This is a genomic window from Belliella buryatensis (assembly GCF_900188245.1).
GTDB lineage: Bacteria > Bacteroidota > Bacteroidia > Cytophagales > Cyclobacteriaceae > Belliella > Belliella buryatensis.
The window spans coordinates 13,521-37,632 of record NZ_FZOK01000019.1 but is presented as its reverse complement, the minus strand read 5'-3'; the positions used below and the strand labels follow the sequence as shown (position 1 = coordinate 37,632).

Annotated in this window: 19 protein-coding genes; 12 read left to right on the top strand and 7 right to left on the bottom strand. The window is 39.8% G+C overall.

Features of this window, described 5'->3' with window-relative positions; genetic code table 11:
• Positions 1 to 600: 600 nt before the first annotated feature.
• The 5 genes from CHB66_RS17025 to ftsY all read left to right on the top strand — a co-directional run bounded on the left by CHB66_RS17025 (position 601) and on the right by ftsY (position 2,818).
• Positions 601 to 765 (top strand): DUF5522 domain-containing protein, encoded by a 165-nt coding sequence (locus CHB66_RS17025; protein ID WP_170932513.1) that lies wholly within the window; start codon positions 601 to 603, stop codon positions 763 to 765.
• A 348-nt stretch (positions 766 to 1,113) separates the two neighbouring features.
• Positions 1,114 to 1,356: a 50S ribosomal protein L28 gene (gene rpmB, locus CHB66_RS15975; RefSeq protein ID WP_076500370.1), complete on the top strand. Its 243-nt coding sequence runs from the start codon at positions 1,114 to 1,116 to the stop codon at positions 1,354 to 1,356.
• Between the two features lie 32 nt (positions 1,357 to 1,388).
• A complete protein-coding gene (gene rpmG, locus CHB66_RS15970) occupies positions 1,389 to 1,571 on the top strand; it encodes a 50S ribosomal protein L33 (RefSeq protein ID WP_076500372.1) in 183 nt (60 codons plus the stop codon).
• Between the two features lie 44 nt (positions 1,572 to 1,615).
• Positions 1,616 to 1,768 carry a DUF4295 domain-containing protein gene (locus CHB66_RS15965; protein ID WP_089242417.1) on the top strand — a complete coding sequence of 51 codons (153 nt, stop codon included), beginning with the start codon at positions 1,616 to 1,618 and terminating at the stop codon, positions 1,766 to 1,768.
• 93 nt (positions 1,769 to 1,861) lie between these two features.
• Complete coding sequence (gene ftsY / locus CHB66_RS15960; protein ID WP_089242416.1) at positions 1,862 to 2,818, top strand: signal recognition particle-docking protein FtsY; 957 nt, start codon at positions 1,862 to 1,864, stop codon at positions 2,816 to 2,818.
• An 81-nt stretch (positions 2,819 to 2,899) separates the two neighbouring features.
• Here ftsY and CHB66_RS15955 read toward each other — a convergent pair whose 3' ends face one another.
• Together CHB66_RS15955 and CHB66_RS15950 are read right to left on the bottom strand one after the other, a co-directional pair.
• Positions 2,900 to 4,132, bottom strand: a complete 1,233-nt coding sequence (locus CHB66_RS15955; RefSeq protein ID WP_089242415.1) for a M48 family metallopeptidase — start codon at positions 4,130 to 4,132, stop codon at positions 2,900 to 2,902.
• Positions 4,133 to 4,144: 12 nt separating this feature from the next.
• Positions 4,145 to 5,197, bottom strand: a complete 1,053-nt coding sequence (locus tag CHB66_RS15950; RefSeq protein WP_089242414.1) for a PorP/SprF family type IX secretion system membrane protein — start codon at positions 5,195 to 5,197, stop codon at positions 4,145 to 4,147.
• Positions 5,198 to 5,280: 83 nt separating this feature from the next.
• On the opposite strand from CHB66_RS15950, the gene CHB66_RS15945 reads away from it, so the two are divergent.
• Together CHB66_RS15945 and yaaA are read left to right on the top strand one after the other, a co-directional pair.
• Positions 5,281 to 10,863: a T9SS type B sorting domain-containing protein gene (locus tag CHB66_RS15945; protein WP_089242413.1), complete on the top strand. Its 5,583-nt coding sequence runs from the start codon at positions 5,281 to 5,283 to the stop codon at positions 10,861 to 10,863.
• A 7-nt stretch (positions 10,864 to 10,870) separates the two neighbouring features.
• Positions 10,871 to 11,614, top strand: a complete 744-nt coding sequence (gene yaaA / locus CHB66_RS15940) for a peroxide stress protein YaaA (RefSeq protein ID WP_089242412.1) — start codon at positions 10,871 to 10,873, stop codon at positions 11,612 to 11,614.
• 204 nt (positions 11,615 to 11,818) lie between these two features.
• On the opposite strand, the gene CHB66_RS15935 is transcribed toward yaaA, so the two are convergent.
• On the bottom strand, positions 11,819 to 14,590 hold the full coding sequence (locus tag CHB66_RS15935) for a VPS10 domain-containing protein (RefSeq protein WP_089242411.1): 2,772 nt from the start codon (positions 14,588 to 14,590) through the stop codon (positions 11,819 to 11,821).
• 198 nt (positions 14,591 to 14,788) lie between these two features.
• Here CHB66_RS15935 and CHB66_RS15930 point away from each other — a divergent pair, with 198 nt between their 5' ends.
• The 4 genes from CHB66_RS15930 to cysM are packed head-to-tail and all read left to right on the top strand — an operon-like array spanning position 14,789 to position 17,393.
• A complete protein-coding gene (locus CHB66_RS15930; RefSeq protein ID WP_089242410.1) occupies positions 14,789 to 15,076 on the top strand; it encodes an FtsB family cell division protein in 288 nt (95 codons plus the stop codon).
• On the top strand, positions 15,057 to 15,626 hold the full coding sequence (locus tag CHB66_RS15925; protein WP_089242409.1) for a hypothetical protein: 570 nt from the start codon (positions 15,057 to 15,059) through the stop codon (positions 15,624 to 15,626). Before CHB66_RS15930 ends, CHB66_RS15925 begins: the two co-directional genes overlap by 20 nt.
• Positions 15,627 to 15,645: 19 nt before the next feature.
• Positions 15,646 to 16,482: a serine O-acetyltransferase gene (locus CHB66_RS15920; protein ID WP_089242408.1), complete on the top strand. Its 837-nt coding sequence runs from the start codon at positions 15,646 to 15,648 to the stop codon at positions 16,480 to 16,482.
• A gap of 32 nt (positions 16,483 to 16,514) precedes the next feature.
• Positions 16,515 to 17,393: a cysteine synthase CysM gene (gene cysM, locus CHB66_RS15915; protein WP_089242407.1), complete on the top strand. Its 879-nt coding sequence runs from the start codon at positions 16,515 to 16,517 to the stop codon at positions 17,391 to 17,393.
• 48 nt (positions 17,394 to 17,441) lie between these two features.
• Here cysM and CHB66_RS15910 read toward each other — a convergent pair whose 3' ends face one another.
• The 4 genes from CHB66_RS15910 to CHB66_RS15895 form a co-directional block, all read right to left on the bottom strand.
• Complete coding sequence (locus CHB66_RS15910; RefSeq protein WP_089242406.1) at positions 17,442 to 18,152, bottom strand: DUF4397 domain-containing protein; 711 nt, start codon at positions 18,150 to 18,152, stop codon at positions 17,442 to 17,444.
• An 84-nt stretch (positions 18,153 to 18,236) separates the two neighbouring features.
• Entirely contained in the window at positions 18,237 to 19,601 is a 1,365-nt protein-coding gene (locus CHB66_RS15905) for a Gfo/Idh/MocA family protein (RefSeq protein WP_089242405.1), read from the bottom strand.
• A 618-nt stretch (positions 19,602 to 20,219) separates the two neighbouring features.
• Positions 20,220 to 21,293, bottom strand: a complete 1,074-nt coding sequence (locus CHB66_RS15900; protein WP_089242404.1) for an Ldh family oxidoreductase — start codon at positions 21,291 to 21,293, stop codon at positions 20,220 to 20,222.
• A 26-nt stretch (positions 21,294 to 21,319) separates the two neighbouring features.
• A complete protein-coding gene (locus CHB66_RS15895; RefSeq protein WP_089242403.1) occupies positions 21,320 to 22,279 on the bottom strand; it encodes a Ppx/GppA phosphatase family protein in 960 nt (319 codons plus the stop codon).
• 211 nt (positions 22,280 to 22,490) lie between these two features.
• Between CHB66_RS15895 and CHB66_RS15890 the strand changes: the two genes are divergently transcribed.
• Entirely contained in the window at positions 22,491 to 24,074 is a 1,584-nt protein-coding gene (locus CHB66_RS15890) for an acyl-CoA carboxylase subunit beta (protein WP_089242402.1), read from the top strand.
• Positions 24,075 to 24,112: the final 38 nt, after the last annotated feature.

Here is a 24,112-nt window from a genome sequence, read left to right as displayed (position 1 = left end):
ATGCTTAATTGTTTGCACTCCTAACAGGACTTAAAAGCCTCCTATTCCATTCCAGAAAAATAACTTTTGACGGGGGTCAGTTTACATCACCAGCCAGGGGTCAATTTGCATCACCAGCTGGGGGTCAATTTAAATCGTCAGAAAGGGGTCAACTTCATCATTTTTTGCAGTATATACATAGATCTCTCTAAAAGCCATTTTTAAACCTTTTTAGGTGTTCTTTCTTTTGTCATTATTTCACTGTCTTGAAGCTTTCTTCCTAACTCATCATCTTTAGCCAATTCTAGGATATCTACCTCAAGTCCTAAGACTTTGAGAACATTTAAATAATAGCCAATGCTGACGCTTGCTGAACCATTTTAAATGCTGTAAATCACCGTAAAACAATAAGTTAAGAAGAGGGTTCGAATCCCTTCCTCTCTGCAGAATTAAACCCTATCTTGCTTATTTTTAGTATGTTAGGGTTTTTGTTTTTCATCGGAGTGCGCATTGGGATGCAGGTTTGGTATTTTTGAAAAGATTAACTCCTAAAATTTGTAATTTTGAAGCTAAATTAAATCTTTGAATACTCGATTGTGTTTGCATACGTAAAGCGAAAGTATGAATTCCAAAAAGAAACAGTCTACCCCGATGAAGTTGATAGCTGGGGATTATTACCTAAATGAGAATGGTTTGATGGTATTTACTGCACAATATCATTTGAGAAGAGGGTTTTGTTGTGGGAACGGCTGCAAGCATTGTCCTTATGGGAACGCGAAGTCCTAAGGCAAGATTAGAAAATTGAGTAGTTCTAAAGTTAGGAGTTTAGGTGGGTTTAAATGTTTAATCGATTATCTATTCAGTAGATTAGTTGGGTTTAATGTTGAAGGAGTTAATAGATTAGAGAAAATGGTAGGGATAGCTGGAAAGTTATAGCAATCGTTGGTACTGCTTTATCTTAGCAAAGGCTGCACCTTTCCAAGCTCTGCGAGAATAAGGTGTGTTCTAAACTTCACATTCACATTTTTAAAACTTTACGGAATTATTTTGAAGTTCACTTTTGGTAATTCATTAAAAACTCCGATATTTGCAGACTCAATTAGAAAAACGCAATAAATATTACGATCATATATCATGGCAAAAGTTTGTGACATCACCGGTAAAAGACCTCGAGTAGGTAATAATGTATCGCATGCGAACAACAAGACTAAGCGTAGATTCTATCCTAACTTGCACAAGAAGTCTTTCTACGTGCCAGAGGAAGATGCTTGGATCACTTTGAAAGTTTGTTCGAAGGCATTGAGAACCATCAATAAGAATGGTATCTCTTCTGTTTTGAAAAAAGCTCAAAACGAAGGTTACATTATCATTAAATAATTAGATTGACTCTTTATAAATAGTTCAAGGAAATGGCTAAGAAAGGTAACAGAGTACAAGTGATTTTGGAATGCACGGAGCATAAAGCTTCTGGCCAACCAGGTACTTCAAGATATATCACTACCAAAAACCGTAAGAACACTACAGAGAGATTGGAATTGAAAAAATTCAATCCTATCTTGAAAAAAGTGACGGTTCACAAAGAAATTAAATAATCAAGGACTGTTTGCCGCAAGGTGAATTTTAAAACCTCAAAGATATGGCTAAGAAAGTAGTAGCAACGCTAAAGAAAGAAGGTGGTGTAACTTACGCTAAAGTGATCAAGGCTGTGAAGTCTGAAAAAACTGGTGCTTACACCTTCAGAGAAGAAATGGTTCCTACCACAATGGTTCAGGATACATTGAATAAATAATTGTCATTTGCATCGTAATGCAAATATAAAGTCCCTCTGAGTTCGACTCTGGAGGGACTTTTTCATTATATTCGAGCTCAAATTGTATAAACTATGGGAATTTTCGGGTTCTTTTCGAAAGAAAAAAAGGAAAGTCTAGATCAAGGACTTCAAAAATCCAGTGAAAATATTTTTTCTAAACTCAGCAAGGCTGTTGTAGGTAAGTCTAAAGTAGATGAAGAAATCCTAGATGAACTGGAGGAAATTCTAATTACCTCAGATGTAGGTGTAGATACTACTATCAAAATCATCAGAAGAATAGAAGACCGGGTAGCTAAGGATAAGTATCTTAACACTGATGAGTTAGATAAAATTCTCAGAGAGGAGGTAGTGGGTCTTTTAGAAGAAAATAGAAGCGCTGATCAGGGTGACTTTGATCTTCCTGCTGATAAAAAGCCATATGTCATCATGGTAGTAGGTGTAAATGGAGTCGGCAAAACTACTACTATTGGCAAATTAGCGCATCAATTCAAACAGGCTGGAAAATCAGTGGTACTTGGAGCGGCTGATACTTTTAGAGCAGCAGCTGTGGATCAGCTGATTCTCTGGGGGCAGCGGGTAGATGTCCCCGTGATCTCTCATGGGATGAATACTGATCCTGCTTCAGTTGCTTTCGATACTGTCAAAAAGGCTGTGGAAATGAATGCTGATGTGGTCATCATTGATACAGCAGGAAGATTGCATACCAAGATCAACTTGATGAACGAGTTGACCAAAATTAAAAGAGTGATGCAAAAGTTCATCGATGATGCTCCCCATGAAATTTTATTGGTACTCGATGGTTCGACAGGTCAAAATGCATTTATGCAAGCCAAGGAATTCACTAAGGCAACTGATATCTCTGCACTAGCCATAACCAAACTCGATGGTACAGCCAAGGGTGGGGTAGTGATTGGGATTTCAGATCAATTTAGAATTCCTGTGAAATATATCGGCGTAGGGGAGAAAATGACTGATCTACAAGTATTCAACCGTAAGGAATTTGTGGATTCTTTATTTAAGAAGAAGTAATTGGAGATTGGTTATTAGTTACTGTTGTCTAGATATATAAATTTTGAGTATATAGAATCCCCAAGAAGTGTGGGGATTTTTTTATGCCTCTAGTTTTTTCAGCCTTTCTAGTAAGGGAGGGTGGGAGTAGTTGACAAAAACATACCAAGGATGTGGATTGATATTGCTTAGGTTGTTGATCGAAAGGGTCTTGAGCGCTTCAGCTAGTGGCTTACCATCGTAGGTTTCTTTGACATAGGCGTCTGCTTCGAATTCATTCTTTCTACTTACCATATTCATAAAGATGCCAATGATCATGGAAATGGGGGAAAATAGCATGGTGAAACCAATGATATTCAAATGAATAGCCATCTGATTTCCTCCAAGTGCCAGACTCATAGCTTCACTATGAATGAACTGTGCTAGGATAAAAAGTAAAGTACCAATTTGCAAGATCCCTGATATCATCCCGGAGATGATATGTTTCTTTTTGTAATGTCCAATCTCATGCGCCAGTACAGCCACCAATTCATCTGGCGTGTGTTGCTCAATTAAGGTGTCATAGAGCACAACCTTCTTTCTTTTTCCAAAGCCAGAGAAAAAGGCATTGGCTTTTGAGCTTCTCTTACTTCCATCGATTACAAATAGATTTTCTAAAGGGAAGCTGACTTGCTTGGTGTAATGAATGATTTTATCCCTCAACTCTCCATCTTCTAAGGGGGTGAGTTTGTTGAAAAGTGGAAGAATAAGAGATGTATAAAATAGGTTTACAAAGACCATAAATGTTGCTGCAATCAACCAAAATTGCCACCAAAAGTCCTTACCTATTTGATGAACTAACCAAAGTAATACAGCGAGAAGACCACCTCCAATAATTATAGATAAGACATACCCTTTGATTTTATCCGAAAAGTAGGTGGTTTTTGTAGATTTATTGAATCCAAATTTCTCTTCAATGGCAAAGGTTTGATAATAGTCAAAAGGAATAGACAAGATATCTGAGCCGATAAAAATAATTCCAAAATATGCGAGGGAAAGCAAAAGTGGATGGCTAATCCATTGACCCAACCATTGATCAACCCAACCAAATACACCAAAGTAAATCAGTCCAATAGTGATCAAGAAGCTGATAGAGCCAGTAAGTAGACCGAATTTGTAATAAGTTCTTTGGTATCTGTGGCTTTCATGTAATTTTTTTTCATCCACATATTGATCTAAGGTTTGGGGAATAGATGGGATTGGTCTTGAGCTATTGAGGAAGCTTAGTGTTTTTTCAAAAAGGAAACCAAAAGTCACTACCCCCATCAAGAGGTATTTGATTTGTATTGCGTCCATAAGTTTTTCTTCTTAGAATTTAGGGCAAGGGAGGACTGTATCTCTGCTTCTAGGCTTTCCTTGATTCCTCGAGGGGAAAGTGTATGATACGCTTACTTCATGTGCTCCCCCAGACTGTATTCCTAGATTGGAGACAGTATAGTCGAAGCTATAACCCATGTTTAGCCCAGATAGCAAATTGAAACCTACCATCATTACAACTGCGTCTCGGTTGCTTTGTTGCTCTACGGGCTTATAAGGTAATCCTCTATACCAAGCCCCAAAAATAATAGGTTCCATGAAAAGATAAGCTCCCACGTCAAGTTGCTCGAATGGCCCCTGTCTTTTGTAATTGATCGTAGGTACGAAATACCTTTGCTTGTACATGTGGGTGAAGTCATTTCTATAACCACCATTTCCCAAGGGGATTTTGATCCCCGTGTGTAGAGATATTTTCATTGGTAGTCTACTGATATTCCCTTCTTCTATGAAAGATTGGTTGGGTTGATTGACATGATGGGTAGATGCTCCCAGCCAAAATTTTTCTGTAAAGAACAATCCTCCAAAAGATAGTGAAAGCAAATTGACTGGTTCACCCAGCCCTGCGATATCGTTTCCTGGCAGTGTCGGGCCAAATGGGTTTGTAGGGTCTATTTGATTTGCGAAAATTAGATTTTCGAAAAAACCAATATCTCTTCTGATATAGCTAGCTTGAAAACCAGGTCTAAAATATGCACCTTGACCGATCCTAAGCTCATAAGAATAAAGCGCTGAAATGGTAGTAGATCTCAACTCGGCGGCGCCTTCTACATCATTCATTACAAGGAAGCCTACTCCACTGTTGTAGTCATCAAGATAAGTGTCTATATATGCAGAAAATGTAGTGAATTGTGCATTCATACCTGGCCATTGATTTCTGTAGTTTGCCCCAATCCGTGTTGCTTGTTCAGCACCTGTAAAAGCAGGATTCAAATATAAAGGAGCAGCATAATATTGACTATATTGCGGGTCTTGAGCCTTAGAGCTTTGCGCAATAGAAACAAATATTACTGTAAAAAAAAGAAGATATAGATAAGACCTAATCAAGTTTTTGTTCGTTAATTTAAGATATTCAATGTAGTTGGTAAACGTTAATGACTTAGCGTTGTTTTACTGGCATAATGTAAAATATGAAAAGCCCCTTTAAATCTATCAAGTTTATTTCAATTTTCGCACTTTTTTGTGTGTTGACTTGTGTTTTAGCTGTAAATAAAAGTTTTTCCCAGGGAGTTAATAATAACGAATGGATTTTTGGCTATTGTAATGATGATAATATAAAAAGGGTAGTTTCATTTGGTAGAGGGGCAGAGCCTTCTATTCGGGATGTTTCTGGAGCATACAATTCAAATAACTCAGCCGTAGCCGTAGATCCTATTACTGGGAATGTTATTTTTTATACTGATGGAGAGTTTATTTATAATGGGAACAATGATATAATGATTGGGGTTGGGAATGGTATTAATGGTAACAGTGATGGAAGACAACAAATAGCCATAAGTACTCTTGATTATGACCCCAATGGTAATAGACTATTTTATACTTTTTATGTATCCCCCAGCGGACAGCTACAATATGCTGTAGTAGATATGAATTCTCTTGGTGATGGAGGGACAGGATTGCCGCTTAATCAGCCACCATTGGGTGAAGTTATTGTTCCCAATACCTCTATCGGTCCAGCCGCAGGTGCAATCGCTGTAGTAAAGTCAGCCCAGTCTCCGTCTTATTTGATCAATTTTTCTGGTGGAAATTTGATTTCAAGAAGAATTGAAGATACGCAAGGTGATTTCACTCAAATAGATGAGTTAAATATTCCTTTTATCCCCAAAGCCATCATCTTTAATGAAGCCACAGGTCAACTGCTACTGATTCCGGAGAATTCAAATGAGGATCTGATTTTGATAGATTATGATACCGCTACGGGAAGTTTTGGCGCTATTACTGCGATTTCCCAATCAGGTGGAGATGATGCTATTGAAGGAGCAGCTTTCAGTCCTGATGGAGAATTTATTTATTTTTCCAAAGGCAATGAATTGCTGAGGGTTCCTACAGATGATCTTGGTGCAGAACCAGAGATAGTTCCATTGGAGAATGATATTTATAGGATTTACGATATCAAAGTTGGGCCTGATGGAAGATTGTATTATATCTATGAAGAAGAAGACGGAGGTCCACAATTCATAGGAAGAGTGGATAACCCGGACGAAGAAGAATTAGAAGAACTAGAGCTTAACGAAGACCCTTTTGGTGGAGTAGATTTTTGTGGAAGGGTATTCCCCCAATTTGCACCGAATACTGATGTTGAAGCTGAAGTGGATTTTACATGGCAACCTGAGGAGCCATGTAGCAACAACCCACTACAGCTCACAAGTTCTATTATTCCGCAGAATTATAGGCCTGTGAGTTTTGAATGGACTTTTGAGCCTGAATTGACTGACGAAGATGGAGAGCCACTTGATATTGATTACAATCAAGAGCATTTGCTTTTGCCTGCGGAGGCGACATCTGGAGAAAGCGTCACAGCCACACTTACGGTTACTTTTGCTGATGGTACTACCTCTACAACTGGCCCGAGAACTATCAACTTATCCGAAAACAATTTGGAGGCAAACTTCTCACCTCAAGATACCACAGTTTGTGAATCTTGCTTTGACTTAATGCCCCTCTTAGAAGTTCAACAAGGTGAAGGAGGACAAGGTGGACAGGGTCCAGGTGGTCCGGGTGGTCCTGGTGTTGGTGGTCCAGGTGGTGGTAATGGGGTTTATGAATATTTTTGGTCAAACAAACGAGATGAAGGCTGGGGACCGGAAGCCCCTAATCAGATATGTGAGCCTGGATTGTATTGGGTATTAGTAAGAGAACCTCAGTCTTCCTGCTATGTATATGCTAGTATCCGCGTGAGAATGTGGGATTTGGATGATCAGAGTAATAATATTTGGTATTTTGGTGATGGCGCTGGGATTGATTTCAATGAAGACCCAGCTGGTATCTTGCCTACTCCAAGACCAGTAGATCCAAGGCATCCACAGAACATCCCCGCAGGTACAACAACAATCTCAGATGAAACTGGTCAGGTTTTGTTTTACACAGATGGGTCTACAGTTTGGGATTTGAATGGAGATGTCATGGCAAATGGTGAAGATATCGGGGGAAGTAACCAAGCTTCTGAGGGTGTAATTGCAGTAGCTATTCCGCAAGAAGAAACCATTTTCTATCTATTTACTACATCTACAGCTGCTGATGGAAGTAGTCAGGTGAAGTTTTCCCTAGTTGATATCAAGGCTGAAAATCAAGATGGAGTGGGAAATGTTGTTACCAAAGATAATTTCTTGTTCAGCCCAGCTACACAGCATTCGGCAGCTATTGCGGCTGGAGATACCACATGGGTACTTTTTCATGAATTGGGAAATAATACCTTTAGATCTTATCCTATCACACAGTTTGGGATTGGTCCACCTGTATTTTCCTCAGTAGGCTCTGTTCATGGATTCAATACCGGGGTAGGAAGTATGAAGTTCAGTCCTGATGGATCTAAAGTCGCAGTGACTATTCAAGATGGTGCTTGTAGTAGGGTGGAACTTTTCGATTTTGATCAAAGTACAGGGCGTCTGACAGAGTACGCATCAGTTGATTTGGATTGCAATGGTGATGATGTTTATGGAGTAGAGTTTTCAAATGATAGTGACAGGATTTTTGTCACATACACTGGTAATGGAGGGAAAGTTGAAGAGTTTATCATTCAAAGTCCGAGTTCACAAGATGAGGATGATGATTTGAGTTGTGGAGCATGTTTCGAAACAGCTACGACAAGCGCCCAAAGAGCACAGTGTATCTTAAACTCAAGAAAAGATTTAGGTATCAATGGACCAATAGGTGCCATCCAAATGGGGCCAATGGGAGATATTTATATAGCAAGACCTGGACAGAATTTCTTAGGTACGATTCAACCTGGAGGACTTTGTGGGCCTAGTACAGGTACTACTGAAGGTTTTCAACTTTTGCCTGGTACAACCTCGAATTTAGGTCTCCCTTCTTTTGTGCAGCAGTCAGGCAGTAGTATTCCCGAGCCTGCTATCAGTGGTCCAGATCGATTATGTCTTGATCCTGAAAATGGCGCAGAAGGTTTGTTTGAGGGTGCAGGCGAACCAGATATTGATAGTTACTTCTGGACGATTGTTCATGAGGATGGTGAAGTAATAGAGTCAGGTCTTGGTGGGCCTGGAGAAGAGAATCAAACTTTGACTTATATCTTTCAGAGAGAAGGTCTGCACACAGTGACTTTAAGGGTTGACAGGTGTGGCGATCCGGAACACTATAATGAAAATAATAGCATTGAGGTGCTTGTGGTTGCACCCCCTGAGATCACCCTTGAGAATGATGTCACTCTTTGTAGTGGAACTCCTGTCACGCTAACTGCCATAGATGGTTATGATCCTGCTGATGGACTTTATGATTTCGAATGGAGAAATGCAGCTGGAATTCAGTTTGGAGATGAAAATTCTAATGAAATTACTGTAGAAGAGGAAAGTATTTATACAGTGACGGTATCATATAGAAATACCAATCAGGACGAAGAGTTTTTTGATGCTTGTCCAGCAACAAGGTCTGTTTTTGTAGGGCCTGCGTTTGAATTTGATTTGACTCAGACTGCAGAAGAAGTTTGTTATGACGAGACCTTGGTTGTTTTTGCTCCAGACACCCCTGTGTCGGGAGAATGGTTTTTTCAACTTGACGGTTCTCCTGACAGGGTTCCATTTTCAGTAGGAGAAGCATTTGAACTTGAAATCACCCCATCAATAGATCTGCCTGGTCCAGGTTTGTATCAGATTATTTTTGTGACTGAAGACCCAATCGTCCCTGGGTGTTTGGTTGAAAAAGTACTTCAGCTAGAAGTTTTTCCATTGCCAAATTTTGAGATTAGAGATGAAACACCTGCTACGGATTGTGATTCGGATGACGGTTTTTTTGAGATTGAAATACTGATTGATCTATCGGAATTGGAAATTATGGAAACGGGTGAGTTGTTTGCCAATGTTCCAGCTGGAAAAGTTTTTGAATTTACTGATTTAGCGCCAGGGAATTATACGATAAGAGCTCAGACTGCTTTTGGATGTGAATTTACACGTACTGCCACAATTCTAAATTTAGACCCAACAGCAGAACTTGTCGGTGTGAGCTTGGATAGCACAGATGAATCCTGTGGTATCAATGAAATTTTACCAGGTACTATCTCTATCGAACTCAGTGCACCACCTACGGGTACATATTCCTACACCATCACGCGCCAAGGGGATGGGGAAGTAATTCCCGGGAACTTAGATGGGCAAGTTACGCTTATCCAAGATCTTAGATTTGGAGAATATGAAGTGCAAGTGGAGGATGCGACAGGCTGTGCCATACCTCTTGGGGAAGTGACTATCGATAGGAGATTCTTGGTTGATTTTTCAGTTCCTTCAAATGTGGTGGCATGTGAAAGCTTTGAGTTGGATATTTTGACACAGCAAAATCTAGTTTTCACCGTCACAGACCCGAATGGAAATGAAGTGATTCCAGATTCTGATGGCATTTATTTGTTGATTGATTCTGGTGAGTATATCGTCTATGGGGAAGGGCAGGATCCTGATTTTTGTCCAAGAGAAAGAAGAATCAATTTGACGGTCAACGATGCGAATTATTTTAGTTTGCAAGAATTGGCTGTGGACTGTGTCGAGGGTTTTTCTTATGAAGCAATTCTTACAGGGACTGATCCAGCTGATGTTTTCTTTTTCTGGAGAGATGCAGCTGGAACTGTAGTCGGGAGAAGTCAGACTTTCAGACCAAGAAGTGCAGGTGACTATACACTTGATGTGCAGCCGAGGATAGGATCAAATTGCCCTACTCCTCCTGTAGCTTTTACTGTTGGAGAGTTTAATAATGAAGTTGATTATGATGTGGATGTAATTCCTTTTTGTAATGACAGGACATTTGCCTTAATTGAAATTACTGGAGATTTAAGTGGTTTGACAATAGAGTGGTATAGAGTAGTCGCTGGAATTAGTATAATTCAGTCTGAAAGTTCAAATCAATTTCGTGCAGAAGAGGAAGGGATTTATGAATTTGTAATAAGAAACTCTTTTGACTGTTTAGTTGGAAGAGAGCAGGTTTCAATTAGGCAGTCAGTTTTGGTAGCACCTGAGTTAGATGCCGAATATAAAATTTGTGAAATAGAAAATCTCACCCCTACGATCAATCCAGGGGAGTATGAAAACTACGAGTGGTATCTAATAATAGGAGAAGAAGAAACAGAACTCATGTCAACTGATGCAACCTTTACACCTACAGTAGCTGGGAATTACAGGCTGATTGTTTTTGATGATTTGGGCTGCGAAGAAGCTGTTGATTTTGTAGTGGTAGAGGATTGTGATATCATGGTGAGAATTCCTAATGCTATGCGTCCAAATGCTCCTGTAGGTCAGAACAGTTTTGAAGTTTACGCCAGTGAATTTGTTGATGAATTTTCTGTGTTTATATACAACCGTTGGGGGGAATTGATTTTCTTTTGCGAAGAAAATAATCTTCAGCGGGATAGAGACGTTTCTACTCCATTTTGTCCCTGGGATGGAACGGTGAATGGAAAAACAGTCCCTATTGGAACATATCCTGTTGTTGTAAGGTTTAGAAGTAACAACCAAAATATTACACGAGTCCTTCGGGAGTCCATATTAGTTATAGAATAATAGTATTATGATTACATTAATATCACCCGCAAAAACGCTTGATTTGAGTAGCACAGATGTTTCTGTGTACACCACACCTGAATTCCAAAAAGAGACATTTGAGCTCGTATCCATCATGAAGAAGAAAACTTCAGATGAGATCAGACAGCTGATGGGTGTAAGCGAAAATATTGCCACCCTCAATGAAAAAAGGTATAAGGAGTTTAAAAAGTCATTTGATCCAGACAATGCGAAGCAAGCCTTGCTAGCATTCAAAGGTGATGTATACACCAAGATAGATGTGGACAATTACACAGAGGCGGAGTTTGAGTTTGCACAAAAGCATCTTAGAATACTTTCTGGTCTTTATGGGTTACTTAAGCCATTGGATTTGATACAGCCATACAGATTGGAAATGGGTATCAAATTGGAAAACAAAAAAGGAAAAAACTTATATGAATTTTGGGGCTCAAGAATAGCCAAGGCAATCAATGAAGTAGCAGCTGGCGAGCCAATTGTGAACCTAGCTTCTCAAGAATATTTCAAAGCGGTGGATCAAAAGGCCTTGAAATCCGAAATTGTTACGCCAGTTTTTCAAGAGTATAAAAATGGAAAATATCAGGTTATAGGATTGTTCGCGAAGCAAGCAAGAGGTATGATGACTGATTTTATAATCAAAAATCGTATCAATGATCCCCAGCAACTCAAAACTTTCAATGAAGCAGGCTATGAGCTTTATGGTGATGGTTCAGAGTGGAGATTTGTGAGGTAGTGTTCGATTTCCTGGCTTTGATACTTGGTATTTTCTTCGTTTAAGTTAGACTTGATAGGTACTAATTGATATTGGATCCGCCGCAGCGGAAAAATTATCGGTAAATATTTAATCTGCCATTAAACTTAGGAAATAAAAATGTTAGTCAAGTTGTGATTAATGTAAAACAAAAGAGGGGATCGATTTTCGATCCCCTCTTTTGTTTTATTTGATTTCAAATTCTTTGGTACTAGTCTGCCCATTTTTATTGAGATCGATACTGAACTTGCCTCTGGAAGGATTGCCAGATTCCGGTCTTAAATCCCAGCTTACTTGGTTGAATCCTTTTGAAAAGCTTTCTGTCCAGCTTTTCACCACTTCTCCCTTACTATTTTTGATGGTAACCTGTACATCTCCTGAGTTTGAGGTGTAGAACATAGCATCCATGCTAGGGGCTCCTCTTCTTTGGAACAGTTGTGTATCAGGAGCATTGAGTATGCTGATTTCTGCCCCTTTATTTTTCTTCATTTCATAGATTGGATTCAGATCCATGATGAATACACTTCTTCCATGTGATCCAATGACAAGGTCATTTTCTTTCTTTTGGATCACCATGTCATAGATAGATACATTCGGGATGTTTCCTTGTACCAATTCGTAGCTTTTCCCACCATCCATGGAGATATAAAGTCCATGATCTGAACCTATGTAAAGTAAGTCTGCGTGTTGATGATCTTCTCGAATAACATTCATGGCCTCAGTTGGGAGATTACCAGCAATCGGCGTCCATGTAGTTCCATAATTAGTGCTCTTATACACATGAGGTGTAAATTCATCATTTCTATAGCCTGTCAAGGTTACGTATACTAGACCCTCTACATGCTGAGAAGGAGTGATGCTACTTACCCATCTATTTTGAGGTAAACCTTTGCTGATGTCAACCCATTTAATTCCATGATCGCGTGTCATCCAAATGTTGCCATCATCAGAACCAGCGTACAAAGTTCCAAATTCCAATGGTGATTCTTCCACTACTGTGAGTGTGGCAAAAGGAACATTTCCATCTCTCGGACCTTTGGTCAAGTCTGGAGAAATGGTTTCCCAAGTATCGCCTCGATCCAAACTCCTATAGACATATTGAGAACCCATGTAGAAAATATCCTGATTATGCTTACTCAAGGTAGCAGGCGTTCTCCAGTTCCATCTATTTGGTTTGTTGCCGATATCATGACCTGGAGTTACATATTTTCTTTCTCCAGTCGTGGTGTTGATTCGGTAGTAATTTCCAAACTGTGAACCGGTATACACGATGTCGTTGGATCGGGTATCAACAGCCACGACCATACCATCACCACCAAAGAGCGAATTCCATCTTTCAGACGGTCTGTTGGTAGATTTGCCATACCAAACGCCATTGTCCTGCATACCTCCATAGACATTGTAAGGAGTCGCTTCATCTACCATGATAGAATAAAACTGTGAAATGGTCAATTGGTCATTGAGGTGTGTCCATCTTTCTCCATTTCCGTAAGTAACATAAAGTCCCCCATCTGTACCCAAAAGGATGTGTTTGGAATCTTTTGGGTTGATCCACATAGATTGATGATCAGAGTGGACATTTCCTACAGAATCAGTATTAGCGAAGGTTTTTCCACCGTCTCTGGAAACCATCAGTGGTACTCCCAAAATAAATAGCTCGTCTGGATTAGATGTGCTGGTTCTCACTTCTCCAAAGTAATACCCATAGCTATTATATACCCTATCTAAACCTGGTTCATTTACTTTTTTCCAAGATTTACCACCGTCTTCAGATCTATATACTTCAGCACCTGCCACAGTAGAATTGATAATATCCGCATTGGCATCTCTACCATCGCTGTTATAATTTGCGATGTCCATCGGCGTGATTTTTTTTCTTTCAATCAGTTTTTTTACTGATGATGCATCATACTTTGAGGCAAATCTATTACTTCTAAGAAATCTGTTCAGTTTATCATCTTCCAGAGCAAGGATTGCATCAGCTGTCATACTTTTGAAGCTATCCGTGGTTAGATTGTCACCTTGGTTTCCAGCTCCTCTTCTTTCTCGAGGCTCTGATTTTTGATAGTCATGTAGTGCATAGACTGTGCTAGGACTGCTCAAACTAAAGTCAAAGCCTATTCTTCCCACAAACTCGTCTTGCGGGAATCCTTCCATAGCTTTGGTCCAAGTATCACCACCATCTTCAGATCTCCAGATGGCGGAACCTTTGCCATTTCCGATGAAGTCATATGCCTTTCTGAGTCTTTCCCATGTAGCAGCTAGGAGTACATTTGGATTTCCTGGCTGCACTTTGATGTCTATCACGCCAGTATTGTCATCTACGAAAAGGGTTCTTTTCCAAGTTTTACCTCCGTCAGTTGTCTTATAAAGACCTCTTTCATCATTCTTGGAATACAATGAGCCCATTGCTCCAACCCATACAATATCTGGGTTGGTTGGATGTATTTGAATCTGTCCGATATGTTGGGAGTGAGGGAATCCTACAAACTCCCAGGTCTTACCAGCATCGGTTGATTTGTACACTCCATTTCCAGCATAAGTAGATCTGCTGGAGTTATTTTCCCCTGTTCCTACCCAAATGATGTTGTCGTTTGATGGGGCAATTGCCATATCTCCCATACCTAAGGTGCCATGATGATCAAAAATTGGAGCAAAAGACTGGCCATTATCTTCGGTTTTCCATACTCCACCAGAAGCAGCTGCTATGTAGTAAGTTTTGTAATCACTACTTACTTCTATGTCAGTCACTCTTCCTGACATATTGGTTGGGCCAATATTTCTTACAGGATAGTTTTTGAAGGAGGAGTTTTGAAACATTTCCTGATGTTTCGCGAAGGCCTCCTGCATTTCTTTGGAGCTAGTAGGCTTGATTTGCTGTGCTTGGGAACTGATGATTCCAGCTTCTAGGAAGAACACAGCTGCAAGCACACTAATTTGTCGTAAAGGTTTATACATAGTTCTTTTTGAATTTCTCCTCACAATATATAAAAAGCAGGAACTAACAAAGCGAATAAAATCATAAATCCATTCATTTAGTGATGATTGGAGAAAATTTCGTTTGGGTAAAATAAAAATAAGCGAGGATTAGGCTTACTCAGTTTTTTTCAATGCCATTCATTTTTCTATATTTGTTTTAAATCAAGCAATGTGGACATGAGCAAGTACCTCAAATACACCAAGAATTTCTATTTTGTTTTCACAGTTCTTTTTGTCCTTTGGATGATTTTTATTGATTCTAATGATATTTTGACGCAGTTTAAGTTAAGCTCGAAAGTGAGAGAATTGGAGAATCAAAAGGAGTTTTTATTAGAAAGGAAAAATAAGATCAAGCAGGATAGAGAAGAGTTGATGAGCAATTCTGAACTTCTGGAGAAGTTTGCCCGTGAAAGATATCTGATGAAGAAGAAAACAGAAGATCTATATGTTATTGTCCAAGATTAAAGTATTATTTTTTTCTATTGCAGTATTAGTATTCACTGTTGTAATCACTGACCAAGCAGTAGCGCAACGCTACATTGACCCTGAGGAGAATCCACCATTGAGAGATAGACTTTACTATGGAGGTAATTTTGCGATGCAGTTTGGTACCATTACATTCATAGATGTCTCGCCTTTAGTAGGAGCAATGATTACGGAGAAATTTTCTGGAGGTCTTGGAGCTACTTACCAGTATTTTGAAGACAGAAGATTTGTGAATGTGGGCACAGGGAATAGGAGTTTGTATGGTGGTCGGACATTTTTGAGGTACAATGTTTTTCCTAATATTTTTGCTCATACTGAGTATGAAATGTTGAATTTTGATCTATTCAATAGAAATACCAATGAATACAATAGAGAGTGGATTCCCGGGTTTTTTGTTGGAGCAGGCTATTTTGCTCCTTTTGGAAATAGAGGAGGAGCCAATTTTACTTTCTTGTACAATCTGATGCATGACAATCTTCGGTCTCCTTATAATGAACCTTATGTGATTCGAGTGGGTTTTGTTTTTTGATTTGAAACATCACCGAAAAATGGACCAGCTAATAGACAAGATATTTAAATCGCACCAAGAATGCCCAGAGTGCCCTTCTCCGAAATTGATACAAACTTTTTTCGACTCACTTTTAGGTTTACTTTTCCCCGAATATGCATTAGATATTATTAGAGAAAGAAAAGAAGTAGAAAGCAACCTATTCGCTTTACAAAATCAGTTTGCTCAAATTCTCAGCAAAAACAAGCACCTTCATCAAGGAGATGGGGATTCATTGAGTAATCAGTTTTTTACCAAACTATCAGAAGTTTTCGATTTGATTCATCAAGATGTGGATGCCATGTTTGCGGGAGACCCAGCCTCTAAATCGAGGGCGGAGATTCTCAGGTGCTATCCAGGTTTCTATGCAATAGCAGCTTACAGGATTTCGCATGAAATGTATTTGATGGGAATTAGGATGATCCCTAGAATCATCACAGAGTATGCACATAGCAAGACAGGGATAGATATTCACCCTGGAGCAAGTATTGGACATCATTTTTGTATAGACCATGGTACAGGCTTGGTGATCGGAGAGACGACAGTAATCGGGAATCATGTCAAGTTGTATCAAGGTGTGACTTTGGGTGCACTGAGCGTGCACAAAGAAGACGCTGACACTAAACGTCACCCAACCATAGAAGATGAAGTCGTAATTTATGCCGGGGCCACTATATTGGGTGGAAATACAGTAATTGGGAAAGGCTCAGTAATCGGTGGTAATGTATGGTTGACTAAAAGTGTGCCTGCTAATTCCAAAATTTATTACAAAGCAAAGATGTATGATGCTGGAAAGGATCAGACGGATCTTTATGTCTTCAAAAATGATCAAGACTGAAATAAGGAACTGTTAAAAATCACCCCTTTATTATGAAATTATTTGAATTGATCGGCAATACCCCATTGGTAGAATTGGAGCATATTCCTGAAAACCCCAATGTAAAAATCTTTTGTAAACTAGAAGGGCAAAATCCTGCAGGTAGCGTCAAGGATAGGGCTGCTTATAATATGATCAAGCGTGCTTTAGAAAGGGGTGATATCAAAAAGGGGGATAAATTAGTGGAAGCAACAAGTGGCAACACAGGGATTGCTCTGGCGATGGTGGCAAATTTACTTGGAGTGAATATGACGCTGATCATGCCTGATAATTCTACAAAAGAGAGGATTCTTTCAATGGAAGCTTACGGAGCCAAAGTAATCTTGACACCAGCAGATAAAACAATAGAGTATTCTCGAGAATTAGCTGATAAAATGGCTGCAGAAGAAGGCTTCTTTATACTCAATCAATTTGCCAATCCAGATAATTACATGGCACATTACCATACTACAGGTCCTGAGATTTGGAAAGATACGAATGGACAAGTAACTCATTTTGTCTCTGCGATGGGTACGACGGGCACTATCATGGGAGTGTCCAAGTTTCTCAAAGAAAAGAATCAGGCAATTCAGATCGTAGGAACTCAACCAACTGATGGCTCAAGTATTCCAGGTATCCGAAGATGGTCTCCTGAATTTTTACCAAAAATTTATGATAATTCCCGTGTAGATAGAATCATAGACGTGAGCGAAGAAGCCGCCACTATGATGACTAGGAGAATGGCTAAAGAAGAAGGGATTCTTGCTGGAATGAGTAGTGGTGGTGCGCTGAAAGCCGCGTTGGAGATAGCCCGAGAAATCGAAGAGGGTGTCATTGTCTGCATTACTTGTGATCGGGGAGATCGTTATTTGAGTTCAGATCTATTTGGTTGATATACTCAACGATAAAAAAAATCCCGAGCCATGGCTCGGGATTTCTTGTCATTGGTAGTTGATAAAGTTGGTTACTAATTGCAGATTGAGCTTTTTGTTCACATCAGCTTTTTCTTCTAGAAGCCCTCTTAGTAGCAAAGTGTATACTCTATTCCCTCGTAATTCTACGTTATTTGCTGTAACCAAAGTTTCGCCAGAATCCTTGGACACCACTTGAATGTTGTAACTTTTGGCATCTACAGCTTCAAAATCTGAATAGGTTTTAAAATCTAAATTGTCAACATAAGGGGAGTCACTCGGCTCCAAGAAAACTTCCACTAGGCCTGCATCTGGGGATAGGTGTACAAACCTGATTTGAGCCTGAGTTTGATTAAAAGCTCCCCAAGAGTCTTCCAATAGTATTGCGTCCAAATCTTCCGGTAGCCCAGCTAGAAACATGGAATAGACTTTATTTTCTTCTATGGTAAAAGTTTTCTCCAGCAAGGAGGTCACAGAATTGTATGGTGAAAATTTGAATGTCCTTTCACCCAGATAATACCTCAAATAAGGTAATGTTTCTGTGAACCTGAAAGGATTGTTGGTGACACGATTGCTATTGGCAAAGACATCAAGCGATGCTGTTTCAGGTGCTCCATGATAGATTGAAATATTCGCATGAGGTTCTAATGGTACACCATCATTGTTGTCTAGACAGCTACTAAGACTTATTCCAATGATGAACGGAACAATTAGCATTTTGATTTTGTGTGTAATCTTCATAGTAGTAAAATAGTTGGTTTAGTTTCACTTCTTCCCTTAGGACGGAGTACTTTACTAAAGTGCTACAGTGATTAACAAAAAAAATTAAACTTGATCTGGCTCTGGATGAATCCATGGAGATCGATAAGGTCTTCTTAGCTTTTCATTAGCCTCACTATCAGAAGGGATAGACCTTGTTGCTGGGTCATAAGTCAAAGGCCTCTCAAGCTCCATGGATAGGTTAGCCAGAATACAGCAGGCCGTAGAGATATGGCTTTCATAAATATTGGCATTAGGATGCCTATTTTCATTTATAGCCTGAAGTAGGTTTTGAAAATGGCGCCTTGTAGCGGGAACTGCATGAAGCTCGATGTCCTTTTCGTTCAGATCTTCTGGAAATTTATCTTTTTCGTAGACTGCTTCCCAATGTATGGGTTTTTCCTCACCATAAGGAACAAAATCAGCTTGGAAAGGACTTCCAGCCAAGTAAGCATTTTCTCCAAAAATTTTAAATGCCCAAGGATATGCTGGATCTACAGGATTTCCCCAAGTTCGATGCTGCCACACTATGTTGAATTCAGGATATTCAAATGTTGCAGTTTGGGTATCCGCTATATTGGATTTTTCATTTTTTTGGACAAAAATACCGCCCTTGGCTGAAACCTGAGTTGGCCATCCAAGGTCTAGCATCCACCTGACCGCATCTAGCATGTGGATACACATGTCGCCTGTGATGCCATTGCTGTATTCCATGAAAGCTCTCCACCACCTTTTGTGAGGAAGTCCATCATAAGGTCTCCATGGTGCAGGACCTGTCCATAAGTCATAATCCAAAAAATCAGGAATAGGCTTTTCTTGTGGATTTCCTTTGGCACGCATGTGGTAATAGCAACAGATTTCTACATGTCCTATTTTACCTAAATTTCCCGTATCAATGATTTGATTTTTTGCTTCAATCAGGTGTGGGGTGCTTCTTCTTTGTAAGCCTACTTGTACGATTTTTTTGTATTTTTTAGTAGCAGCTACCACAGCCTCTCCTTCTATGATATCTACAGAAATGGGTTTTTGTAAATACACATGTGATCCAGCTTTCAATGCGGCGATTGTCTGTAAGGCATGCCAATGATCTGGCGTACCAATGATGGTAATGTCTAATTGATGGGATTTGAGAAGATCCCGATAGTCCTTATAGAGGCTTGGAGTATGTCCGGAAAATCTATTTTTTAAAAGTGTATTTGCTTCAGCAAGATGATTTTGATCCACATCGCAAAGTGCGATCACTTCCACATTGGCAATTTGAATCAAGCGCCAAAGATCCATTTTCCCATACCAACCGCAACCAATCAGTGCCACTTTAAGGGTTTGCTTATTTTGAATATGTCCAAAACTAGGCAACCCCAATCCCATCAAAGCTAACGCCGCCGCAGATTTCTTGATAAAAGACCTTCTTCCTTGTTGTTGGTTTTCCATTGGTTTAAAAATAATTAGGTTTGAGGACTTCAATATACAAAAGAATTGAGTCTGTCTAAAAATACTTTAAAAGTAGGCGAATCATTCTATTACCTCAAATTTCCGCTTCTCGAAATTTCACTGACTCCTCGGGGTTCGAGATCTAGATGAATAGGAATTGTAATCCTATTTCCCTAAGCGGTTCAAGTCTTCAGACTAGGATTCTGTATAATGCAGTTTTCAAACTATTCCCTCCGTGTTCCTCCAATCCTCCGTGGCAAACCCCGCTTCTTCCAACTATTCCCTCTCAATCTGATTTGTCCAAAACCAAAATCTTAAATCTTCTTATCTCCCTACTTTGTACAATCTACATGGTGCCATGTATACAATATAATACTCTCATTTTTCAATATTAAAAAAGTGCAAATAAATCTAAAATAATCATATTTTATATAAAAATCACCCCAATTTCTCCCGTCTTCCTCCCGTCCGTGTTCCGACCGTGTCCCGTATCCCTCCCGACCATTCGCCGACTTTTGGCGAAAAACCAAGAAAACATATAATTATTCCAAGATTGTGCTTTTTCAAGACGAAAAAATTAGAATCAGTACAATTTGTGTTTGGGAATAGAAATTTCAACTACAATTCTACCCCAAACTTAAGCCCCAAAGCTCTCAAATCATCTTCAACAGGTTTGATCAGAGGAATCCCGTTTGACATTCTTTCTGTTTCCAGTTCCCGCTCAGGATCCCCTGGGATCAAGACTTTATCATGTCCCTCGATCGGCTTTGCTGCTCTGAATCTGGAGATCCAATTGTCCATATGAGTTTTGAATTCATTGGCAGGTCTAAATGCATCTACACGCATCGCTCCGAAAAAATGCCCTAAACCTTTTCCAACTGGATTAGGGTCAGGCTCTAAGAATGCGACAAAAGGAGGAACCCAAGGGCCATAATTTGCTCCAGATAGTACGGCGGAAAATATATCAACTACAGATCCCAGAATGTAGCCTTTGTGTGAACCATGTTCTCTGTCACCACCAAGTGGAAGTAAAGCACCGCCTTTTTTCACACCATTGGCATCTGTGGTTTGTATGCCATCAGCATCTTGAACCCAGCCTAAAGGAGCATCCATTTCTTTACGTTGCAATATTTCTAATTTACCATTGGCAGCAGTGGTGGTGGCCATATCTGCTACAAATGGAGGTTGTTTATCAGCAGGGATCGCTACTGAAATTGGGTTGGTGCCCAGCATTCTTTCTTTAGAAAATGTTGGGCTGACCAGTGGACTGGCATTGGTCAGAGATAGTCCAATCATATCGTGTTCCAAAGCCATCATGGCATGGTATCCTGCAATACCATAGTGATTGGAGTTTTTGACTGAGACCCAACCGGTACCAGCATTTTTGGCTTTTTCTATCGCCACCTGCATGGCAAAGGGAGCTACCACAAGTCCCAAGCCTCCATCACCATCTACCACAGCTGTACTTGGAGTTTCGTAACTGACATGAACATTCGGTGTTGCATTAATTCTACCTTTTTCCCAAAGCCTCACATACCCCGATAGTCTAGCTACTCCATGCGAATCTACTCCCCTTAGGTCTGCTGAAAGTAAGACCTCAGTTGCAATCTTAGCATCAGTTTCGGAACAGCCAATTTTTAACAAAATGTTGTATGTGAATTCGTAAAGTTGCTGGTAGCTAAATGTGTTCATGCTTAAAGTAATTCTTGAAATTTATATTATTCAATCTCTGGTGATTCTACTAAAGAGTTATTGAGAAGTAGTTGGGAAATAGCTCCCTCCTTCAAGGCAAAGCTGGAACAAATTAAGGAGTCTACAGGCACGTATTGTAAAATATATTTGATCAGACAGGAGGCCACAACGATCATGTCTACACGCATAGGGATCATGCCTGGGATTTTCAATCGCTCTGCTTTATTGAGGGTGAGTAGTTGCTCAGCTAAAGTTTCAAATCCATCTCTCGGTAAGATGAAAGATTGCTCAGCTTTCCCTTTTTGTCTGTGTATCGTTTCGTAATACATGTCACTTAAAGTATCAAAAGTACCTGAAGCACCCACTAGTTTGGTAGGGTGGTACGTTTTGATGGCTGATATCAGGTCTGATAGTTTATTTTCTAGGTGGAGATTCAAGTTGGTGATTTCTTCACTGATGATAGGGTCATGGTAGTGAAATAAGTCCAAAAGCCGCTGTCCACCGATCTCGAAACTCTGCTTCCAAAATGCTTTTTGATTATTTCCGATGATGAACTCCACGGAGCCTCCTCCTATATCCATCATAAGATGTGTTTCTTGATCTAGTGAACCACTGAATTTGATTCCTTCATAGATCAATTGTGCTTCTTGGACTCCATCGATCACATGCACCGTGATGTCAAATCTATTTTTGATTTCAGCTACAAAATCTTGTCCATTGCCAGCATTTCGGACAGCGCTAGTAGCAAATGCAAAAATTTCGGTAATTCTTTCACCATCGATTAGGTTTTTGAAATGACCTAAGGTATGGAAAGCTCTTTTCTGTGCATCATCGGTAATGATGTTGCGATTGATCCCTCCTTGCCCGATTTTGACGGCAATTTTTTCTTTGTAAAGTGTTGTAAAGTTATCTGCACTCAACTTAACCAATAGCAAATGAAATGTATTGGTACCCATGTCAATGATAGCAGCTTTTCTAGATATCATAAGCGCCCAATTAAAGTTGTGCGAATATAGAAGATTTATTTAAAAAGGAATCAGAGACGAGCGTTTATTGCAGATTATCAAATTTTTATTTCCTATGTACAGAGTTTGAGAAAGTCCATTAAAATGAAAATAAGAAAGCAATTTCATGAAAAATTTTTGCGCTCTGCCTGCGGGCTGTATATTTGAAAGAACCAAATTAACTTTAGACAATATGGATAGCCAGACCAAAGGGGTATATACCTTGCCTACTAATAAGGACAAAATTGATTTATTGAAAAAAAAGAATGAGGAAGCCTTACTGGGTGGTGGGGAAGTGAGGATAGCGGGACAGCACAAGAAAGGAAAGTTGACCGCTAGGGAGCGGATTCATTTGCTAATGGATGAAGGTACTTTTCAGGAGATAGATAAGTTTGTCATGCATAGGGCCAAGGATTTTGGTTTGGATAAGGAGCATTATCTTGGAGATGGTGTAGTGACTGGTTATGGTGAAATCAACGGTCGTTTGACCTATGTCTATTCTCAGGACTTCACTGTTTTTGGAGGCTCGCTTTCAGAGACCCATGCAGAGAAAATTTGCAAAATCATGGATATGGCCATGAAAAATGGAGCGCCTGTGATAGGTTTGAATGATTCTGGAGGAGCTAGAATTCAAGAAGGGGTGGTGTCATTGGGTGGATATGCTGATATTTTTTATAGGAATACGCTTGCTTCTGGTGTGATTCCCCAGCTATCTGCAATCATGGGGCCATGTGCTGGTGGAGCGGTGTACTCTCCAGCGATTACCGACTTCATTCTCATGGTGGAAAATACCTCTTACATGTTTGTGACTGGCCCTAATGTTGTGAAAACAGTTACGCAGGAAACTGTCACTGCAGAAGAACTTGGAGGTGCAAGTACGCATAGTACTAAGTCAGGAGTGACCCATTTTGCTTGCGCTAATGAACTGGAGTGTATCAATCATATCAAAAAACTTCTTAGCTATATCCCTCAAAACTGTGAGGATGAGGCACCTGTCTATGCATATGATTTGAAAGAGGATGAATCAAGGTCTGTCTTGAATGACATCATTCCTGATAATGCCAATCATCCTTATGATATTAGAGAAGTTGTTGAGGGAATAGTTGATGAAAGTTCATTTTTAGAAGTTCATAAAAACTTCGCTGATAATATCGTGGTCGGTTTTGCAAGATTAGCAGGCCGTAGTATCGGAATAGTCGGTAATCAGCCTCAGTCTATGGCAGGTGTTTTGGATAATGATGCTTCCGTTAAAGCTGCAAGATTTGTTAGATTCTGTGACTCATTCAATGTTCCTTTATTGGTTTTGGTGGACGTTCCAGGATTTTTGCCCGGAACAGATCAGGAGTGGAATGGAATTATTACCAACGGAGCGAAGTTACTCTATGCATTCTCTGAAGCGACAGTTCCTAGAATTACAGTGATTACGCGAAAAGCTTATGGTGGCGCTTATGATGTAATGAACTCCAAGCATATCGGTGCTGATTTGAATTTTGCTTGGCCAACAGCTGAGATTGCTGTGATGGGAGCAAAAGGAGCAGCAGAGATTATTTTCAAAAGAGAAATTGCAGATGCAGAAAACCCTGAAGAAAAGCTTCAAGAGAAAATCGACGATTACACAGCCAAATTCGCAAACCCATATAGAGCAGCGCACAGAGGATTTATAGATGAAGTCATCATCCCATCAGAAACCAGAGATAAACTCATCCGCGGATTCAAAATGCTAGAAAACAAGGTGGATAAGCTACCGAGGAAAAAGCATGGGAATATGCCTTTGTAGTCAACAGTCAACTGTCGGCAGACAACAGTTTCGGTGCC

Bases quoted from the DNA above. Each gene is read 5' to 3' on its own strand.
- CHB66_RS17025 (WP_170932513.1), top strand. From the start codon at position 601: ATGAATTCCAAAAAGAAACAGTCTACCCCGATGAAGTTGATAGCTGGG.
- rpmB (WP_076500370.1), top strand. From the start codon at position 1,114: ATGGCAAAAGTTTGTGACATCACCGGTAAAAGACCTCGAGTAGGTAAT.
- rpmG (WP_076500372.1), top strand. From the start codon at position 1,389: ATGGCTAAGAAAGGTAACAGAGTACAAGTGATTTTGGAATGCACGGAG.
- CHB66_RS15965 (WP_089242417.1), top strand. From the start codon at position 1,616: ATGGCTAAGAAAGTAGTAGCAACGCTAAAGAAAGAAGGTGGTGTAACT.
- ftsY (WP_089242416.1), top strand. From the start codon at position 1,862: ATGGGAATTTTCGGGTTCTTTTCGAAAGAAAAAAAGGAAAGTCTAGAT.
- CHB66_RS15955 (WP_089242415.1), bottom strand. From the start codon at position 4,132: ATGGACGCAATACAAATCAAATACCTCTTGATGGGGGTAGTGACTTTT.
- CHB66_RS15945 (WP_089242413.1), top strand. From the start codon at position 5,281: ATGAAAAGCCCCTTTAAATCTATCAAGTTTATTTCAATTTTCGCACTT.
- yaaA (WP_089242412.1), top strand. From the start codon at position 10,871: ATGATTACATTAATATCACCCGCAAAAACGCTTGATTTGAGTAGCACA.
- CHB66_RS15935 (WP_089242411.1), bottom strand. From the start codon at position 14,590: ATGTATAAACCTTTACGACAAATTAGTGTGCTTGCAGCTGTGTTCTTC.
- CHB66_RS15930 (WP_089242410.1), top strand. From the start codon at position 14,789: ATGAGCAAGTACCTCAAATACACCAAGAATTTCTATTTTGTTTTCACA.
- CHB66_RS15925 (WP_089242409.1), top strand. From the start codon at position 15,057: ATGTTATTGTCCAAGATTAAAGTATTATTTTTTTCTATTGCAGTATTA.
- CHB66_RS15920 (WP_089242408.1), top strand. From the start codon at position 15,646: ATGGACCAGCTAATAGACAAGATATTTAAATCGCACCAAGAATGCCCA.
- cysM (WP_089242407.1), top strand. From the start codon at position 16,515: ATGAAATTATTTGAATTGATCGGCAATACCCCATTGGTAGAATTGGAG.
- CHB66_RS15910 (WP_089242406.1), bottom strand. From the start codon at position 18,152: ATGAAGATTACACACAAAATCAAAATGCTAATTGTTCCGTTCATCATT.
- CHB66_RS15905 (WP_089242405.1), bottom strand. From the start codon at position 19,601: ATGGAAAACCAACAACAAGGAAGAAGGTCTTTTATCAAGAAATCTGCG.
- CHB66_RS15900 (WP_089242404.1), bottom strand. From the start codon at position 21,293: ATGAACACATTTAGCTACCAGCAACTTTACGAATTCACATACAACATT.
- CHB66_RS15895 (WP_089242403.1), bottom strand. From the start codon at position 22,279: ATGATATCTAGAAAAGCTGCTATCATTGACATGGGTACCAATACATTT.
- CHB66_RS15890 (WP_089242402.1), top strand. From the start codon at position 22,491: ATGGATAGCCAGACCAAAGGGGTATATACCTTGCCTACTAATAAGGAC.